This window comes from Roseburia sp. 1XD42-69, assembly GCF_003612565.1.
Lineage (GTDB): Bacteria > Bacillota > Clostridia > Lachnospirales > Lachnospiraceae > Roseburia_B.
The window spans coordinates 1-6,245 of sequence record NZ_RAZG01000119.1 but is presented as its reverse complement, the minus strand read 5'-3'; the positions used below and the strand labels follow the sequence as shown (position 1 = coordinate 6,245).

Below are 6,245 nucleotides of genomic sequence, written 5' to 3'. Positions count from 1 at the left end.
AAATACTCTTACATATCTAATTCTTATCAGGAAAGTCTAAAGTTCATAGACACAAGATTTTTTACAGCCTCTGTGGACGAAGAAACGAATCCCCGAACCGTATTGCAGTGCAGTCCGGGGATTCTTCTTTTCTTTTATAGTGACAAAGTACCCACTAGGCTATTTGTTGTCCTTATGGTCTTTACTGTCCAGTAATTTTTCATACCCTGTTTGACGCCTGTTATCAATATTTTTTTCTGTACAGAAAAATAGCCTTCAGCAAATCTTTGTACTACGGCTAATACATCTTATTTTCATAATCCTGTAACTCATGAAAAATGTTGTCCACAAATACTATATTATCCGTGATGCGATATAGCATAAAATATCTGTGATTTAAGAAGTTAATGCGGCGGTATCCTAACTGATGTAGCTTTGGGTTATCACACAGTTTCAAATTTCCTGCCACATGCTTTAGGCTTTCGATTGTTGCATCATAATCATTCAGTACATTTTCCGCTGCCTGCATATTCTCTTTCTCAACAATAAGGTATTCAATAAAACGCTCTAAGTCCTCTTCTGCATCCTTTGTGACTACGATTCTATAATCCATATTTTGCCCTCATATCATGAGAAACTTCTGAAGCATCTTTATACATCCCCTGTGCCGCATGCTCACGTGATTTTTCCAGTTTAGCTGATAATTCAGGTTCTGTTAATGTTTTATATGGATTTGCAGTTGCCCTTTTTATTTCAAACGGAAAGCCATTGACTGCCAAAGCCTGTGTTAAAAACATGCGGATTGCGGTTGTGGTGTCTGTTCCTAAATCTTTAAATAAAGCATCTGATTTTGCTTTTAAATCATCGTCTACTCTCACTTGAATTGTACTTGCCATTTACACACCTCCGTTGCTGGTTCTATTTCTATCATAAAGAATAGCAAACAAACAATGCTGAGTCAATACGTTTGTGATGACTTAGCATTGCTGTTTATGTATTTTTATTAACATATTGAATGGAAAGACCATGGTGCAAGACTGATATCTCACAATCAACTTGTTTTGTGGATGGTGTAATTTTTTTCTGCCTGCGGCAAAAAAGGAGCGGGTGCATATGCAGGAAATCTAATTGCCCGGCCAGTCTGGGCATAACGATAAAAGGAGGGCTATCTTATGGCTACAAAATTACAGAACTACATACAGCTGGCAGGGCAGACTGCGGCACAGGTTACGAAAAATCCCCAGAACTGGGTTGGTTTCTTAAATACGGTATCTAATGTGTACCGCTATACATTTCCCGACCAGTTGATGATTCACTCCCAGCGTCCAAAAGCTACGGCATGTGCCGAGTTTGACTTATGGACCGGGCGGATGAATCGTCATATCCGCTGCGACTCTAAGGGGATTGGCCTCATTGCCATCAACCGTAACGGCTACCCTAAGATACGTTATGTCTTTGATATCAGGGATACGGAATTAAAGAGAAATTCGGCCAGCCTTTTCCAATGGCGGTACAAACAAGAATACCGTGGCATTGTTACAAAGGCTCTGGAAGAACAGTTCGGCGTGTCCGGGGAGAAAGGCCTTGTGTATCAGCTTGAGATGATTGCCGTAAATATGGCAAACGGATACTGGGAGAACTTTCATAAAGACATTATGTATGAGTGTGAAGGGAGCTTCCTTGTAGAACTGGAAGAGCCGGGAGTCAGTGTGGAATTCCGGCTGACTGCTGCGGCAAGCATTTCCTATGTACTCCTTGCCAGATGCGGCTTTCAGCCAGAGAAATATCTAAAAAGCCAGGATTTCCGGGACATCACAGACTTTAATACACAAAGAATCATCAGGGTTCTCGGTGCAGCCGTAAGCGAATACAGTGAGCTTGTTCTCAGGACGGTTGCAGTGGTCATCTATAGATACGAATACCTGAAACGGACGGCTAAGGGTACCTCCCGGTCTGCACATCCACATGGCAATGGCAGCCACAGGCAGCCGACAGAGCTTTCTATCCAGCAGGTTTACAATAAGTACAAGCCTATTGTCAAGAAACTTATCCTGTCTGATGGGGCGTACTTAAATGCCTGCCAGAACTCTGACAAGCAGGAGGCCGCTTTGGAATGTAATGAAGCGGTTAATCGTGCGGCTCTTACTGTCAAAGATGCAGAGTTTATGAAACTTTTCTATGATGTGTCGGAATTTCGCATTCACCTAAAGCATGAATTGTTTGATGAAACGTATCCGGCATTATCAGCAGTACAAGAGCCAGATGAAGTTGTGGCAGAACCAGAAAACAGCGTACAGGATAATCTGAAAACCGGGTCAGTGGATGTGATTACGGAAAGTGATAGTGAGGCATCAGAAACAGATTGTCAAAACACTTCTGAACCAATTCATATGGAGAAAGAGGAAGTTCAGAATGAGGCCGACATACAGGAAGTATCTGTTCCTGTACCCTGTAATTTCACAATCACAGATGAACGTCTGGGCGAGGGAGAACCCAAGACTAAGTTCCGTATGAATATGGAAGCCATCACTATATTAAAGCAAATCGAATTCGAAAACCGCGTCGCTACGCCTGATGAACAGCAGATTTTATCTAAATATGTCGGCTGGGGCGGCATCCCGGATGCATTTGAGCCGGACAAGGCAGGCTGGGAAAAGGAATATCAGGAGCTGAAAGCGGTGCTGACCCCGGAAGAATACACTTCTGCCAAAGCCTCTGTCCTGAATGCGCATTACACCAGCCCGGTTGTTATTAAGGCAATGTATCAGGCTGTCGGCAGCATGGGCTTTACGTCTGGAAATATTCTGGAGCCTGCCTGCGGCGTCGGAAACTTCTTCGGTTTATTGTCAGAAGAAATGTCTGAATCCAAGCTGTACGGCGTGGAGCTGGATGGCATCAGCGGACGCATTGCTAAGCTGCTGTATCCCAATGCACGGATTGATATTACTGGCTATGAAAAGGCAGATTTCCCGGATGATTTCTTTGACCTTGCCATTGGCAACGTGCCGTTCGGGCAGTAGCAGGTCAACGACCCGGAATACAATAAGCTGGGCTTCTCTATTCACAATTACTTCCTGGCTAAATCCCTGGATAAAGTGCGTCCCGGCGGCATCCTGGCATTTATCACCACACGTTACACAATGGATTCCAAGGATACAGACGTAAGGGAGTATCTGGCTACAAAAGCGGACCTGCTTGGGGCTGTCCGTCTGCCTGACAACGCCTTTAAAGCGAACGCTAATACAGAAGTGGTGTCTGACATCCTGTTCTTACAGAAATGCGATACCCCAGCAGACGAAATCCCAGATTGGGTACATACGGAAGAGAATACAGACGGATTCATTATCAATAATTATTTCCTCAATCATCCCGAAATGGTTCTGGGAATGCCTTCATCAGAAAGCACGCAGTATGGCAGGCAGGATTATACAGTTGTTCCTGTTCCAGACGTTGGCCTTGCCACACAGTTCCAAAAGGCAATGGAATTTATTCGTGGGACCTACCAGAAAGCCGTGCCAGCAGAACCGGATAAAAGCACTCCGGCAGACACGCTCCCGGCTGACGACAGCGTGAAGAACTATTCTTTCACTCTGGTAGACGGTGAAGTGTACTACCGTGAGAATTCTATGATGAAGAAAGCCGAGCTGAACGCAACAGCCGAGAAACGTGTCAAAGGCATGATAAAACTGCGTGACTGCGTACAAAAGTTAATTGCCCTGCAGATGGATGAATATATACCGGATAGTGCCATTAAGGCAGGTCAGGCAGAGTTAAACCAGTTATACGATGCATTTACTCATAAATACGGCCTGATTAACAGCCGTGCGAACCGTCTGGCGTTTGAGCGGGATTCAAGCTATTATCTGCTCTGCTCCTTGGAAATCTTGGGTGAAGACGGCAGGCTGGAACGCAAAGCGGATATGTTCACGAAACGCACTATCAAACAGCATAAGACAATCACAAGCGTAGACACGGCATCGGAAGCTCTGGTTGTATCCATTGGAGAACGTGCCAAAGTGGATTTGCTGTTTATGTCACAGCTGACCGGAAAAAGTGAATCCGAGCTGATTCGGGAATTACAGGGCGTAATCTATAAAGACCCAACGAATAATATTTGGCAGACAGCAGACGAATATCTGTCTGGCAATGTCCGTAAAAAGCTGCGGCAGGCACAAAAAGCGGCAATAAATGACACAGCCTACCAAGTCAATGTTAAAGCCTTAAAAGCTGCACAGCCAAAAGACCTTGACGCATCTGAGATTGAAGTACGTCTGGGTGCGACATGGATTGATAAATCTTATATCCAGCAATTCATGCATGAAACTTTAAACACGCCTGCTTACCTGCGTAACAGAATCACAGTAAATTATTCAGCGTTTACGGCGGAATGGTGCATTGCCAATAAGAATGCCGCCCCATATAACGATGTCGCAGCATACACGACATATGGTACTGACCGTGCAAATGCATATCGTATTCTCGAAGATTCATTAAACCTGCGGGATGTGCGGATTTATGACACCATCGAAGATGCAGACGGCAAAGAAAAGCGTGTCCTGAACGCCAAACAGACAACCCTTGCCCAGCAGAAACAGCAGGCTTTAAAAGATGCATTCAAAGACTGGATATTCAAGGAGCCGGAACGCCGTCAGACGCTTGTCCATCACTATAACGAAACCATGAACAATACCCGCCCTCGCGAATATGACGGCTCCCATATCGTATTCTCAGGCATCAACCCGGAAATAAAACTCCAGCCCCATCAGGTCAATGCGATTGCACATGTGCTGTATGGCGGGAATACCCTGCTTGCGCATGAAGTGGGGGCTGGGAAAACATTCGAGATGATTGCCGCCGCTATGGAATCGAAGCGTCTGGGCCTATGCCATAAGTCAATATTCGTCGTCCCGAATCATCTTACAGAGCAGACTGCGGCTGAATTCTTAAGGCTGTACCCAGCTGCGAATATTCTGGTCACAACTAAAAAGGATTTTGAAACCCGTAACCGTAAGAAATTCTGCGCCCGTATAGCCACCAGCGACATTGATGCAGTCATCATCGGGCACAGCCAGTTTGAGCGTATCCCGGTAAGCATGGAACGCCAGGAACGCTTGATACGGGAACAGATTGACGAAATTACAGACGGCATCCGGGAAGTGAAAGCCAGCCATGGAGAACGCTTTACCGTTAAGCAGCTGGAGCGTACCAAGAAAAGCCTGGAAGTGCGGCTTGAAAAGTTACAGGCAAATGGACGCAAGGATGATGTGGTCACGTTTGAAGAACTCGGCGTTGACATGATGTTCGTGGATGAATCGGACCTGTACAAAAATTTGTTCTTATATACCAAAATGCGCAACGTGGCTGGCTTATCGACGGCAGATGCACAGAAATCAAGCGATATGTTTGCAAAATGCCGCTATCTGGACGATGTGATATGTTGTGAACTGTAGATGTAAACATTTCCGGCAAATGCAGTATTTTAGCGGAAATGCGCATCTGCAAAAATACAACATATACGGCTGGCTCATTTGTGGTGAATGGAAACTTGCAGATGTTGTGTTAAAGAAAGTGGGTGATAACTCTTTTATTCGTATCTGTAAACAGTTTAGCACAAAGAAAGGCGGTTGTATATGGAGATTACTTATCATTGGGAAGGGGATTACTTAACTTAAAGATAGTATATACATACAGCCTGCTGATACATTGCTTGCAGATACCCCGCAAAAACCAAACCATACAGAAAAGGAGTTTTTGCAGATGAAATCACTATTTGAACAGTTAGGCGGCACATACCACGAAGAAAATGGGTATCTTATTCCAGATTTAAGATTACCCACTGAAGAAGAACAGCCCATAAGTGCATGGGGACAACGGCATCTGGACTATCTGAAGCAGTACCGCAAAGTTACATACACCAATCTTCTCACAAGCGGCAGGCTGAACACCTACCTTGCTGACATTGACAGCCAGGCGCAGGAATGCTTTGAAAGGCTTATAGAAGACATAAAACAGGCACAGGGCATAACGGAATGCTTAAAGGAAGAAAACGCCTTAGAATGGACAGGAAGAATGAATAACATAAGGGCTTGTGCGAGGGAGATTGTGGATAGGGAAATCATATACGCATAAAGCATTAAAAATGGAGGGCAGGGATTAACACCTTGCTCTCTATTTTTCTTTAAAAGCATCAGAAATTGTTATTCGTTAGTTTATCTGAACCAAAATCCCTTCTTTTTCTTCAAATTAAATAAGATACAGGATGCCTC

Annotated in this window: 5 protein-coding genes and 1 pseudogene; 4 read left to right on the top strand and 2 right to left on the bottom strand. The window is 44.5% G+C overall.

What is annotated here, in order from left to right; all coding sequences use genetic code 11:
* Positions 1–195 (top strand): hypothetical protein (locus tag D7Y06_RS26730; RefSeq protein WP_207667356.1); only part of this gene is annotated, 195 nt, incomplete at its 5' end.
* An 82-nt stretch (positions 196–277) separates the two neighbouring features.
* Here D7Y06_RS26730 and D7Y06_RS23480 read toward each other — a convergent pair.
* Together D7Y06_RS23480 and D7Y06_RS23475 are read right to left on the bottom strand one after the other, a co-directional pair.
* Positions 278–592, bottom strand: coding sequence for a type II toxin-antitoxin system RelE/ParE family toxin (locus D7Y06_RS23480; protein ID WP_120409951.1), 315 nt, complete (start codon positions 590–592; stop codon positions 278–280).
* Positions 582–875, bottom strand: a complete 294-nt coding sequence (locus D7Y06_RS23475) for a type II toxin-antitoxin system RelB/DinJ family antitoxin (RefSeq protein ID WP_120409950.1) — start codon at positions 873–875, stop codon at positions 582–584. Before D7Y06_RS23475 ends, D7Y06_RS23480 begins: the two co-directional genes overlap by 11 nt.
* A gap of 276 nt (positions 876–1,151) precedes the next feature.
* On the opposite strand from D7Y06_RS23475, the gene D7Y06_RS28710 reads away from it, so the two are divergent.
* From D7Y06_RS28710 to D7Y06_RS23465, 3 genes and pseudogenes are all read left to right on the top strand, one after another.
* A complete protein-coding gene (locus tag D7Y06_RS28710; RefSeq protein WP_330566585.1) occupies positions 1,152–2,999 on the top strand; it encodes a class I SAM-dependent methyltransferase in 1,848 nt (615 codons plus the stop codon).
* A 27-nt stretch (positions 3,000–3,026) separates the two neighbouring features.
* A pseudogene (locus tag D7Y06_RS23470) lies at positions 3,027–5,411 on the top strand (DEAD/DEAH box helicase family protein); the annotation flags it as partial.
* Between the two features lie 325 nt (positions 5,412–5,736).
* Positions 5,737–6,108 (top strand): TnpV protein, encoded by a 372-nt coding sequence (locus D7Y06_RS23465; RefSeq protein WP_120409949.1) that lies wholly within the window; start codon positions 5,737–5,739, stop codon positions 6,106–6,108.
* Positions 6,109–6,245 lie beyond the last annotated feature (137 nt).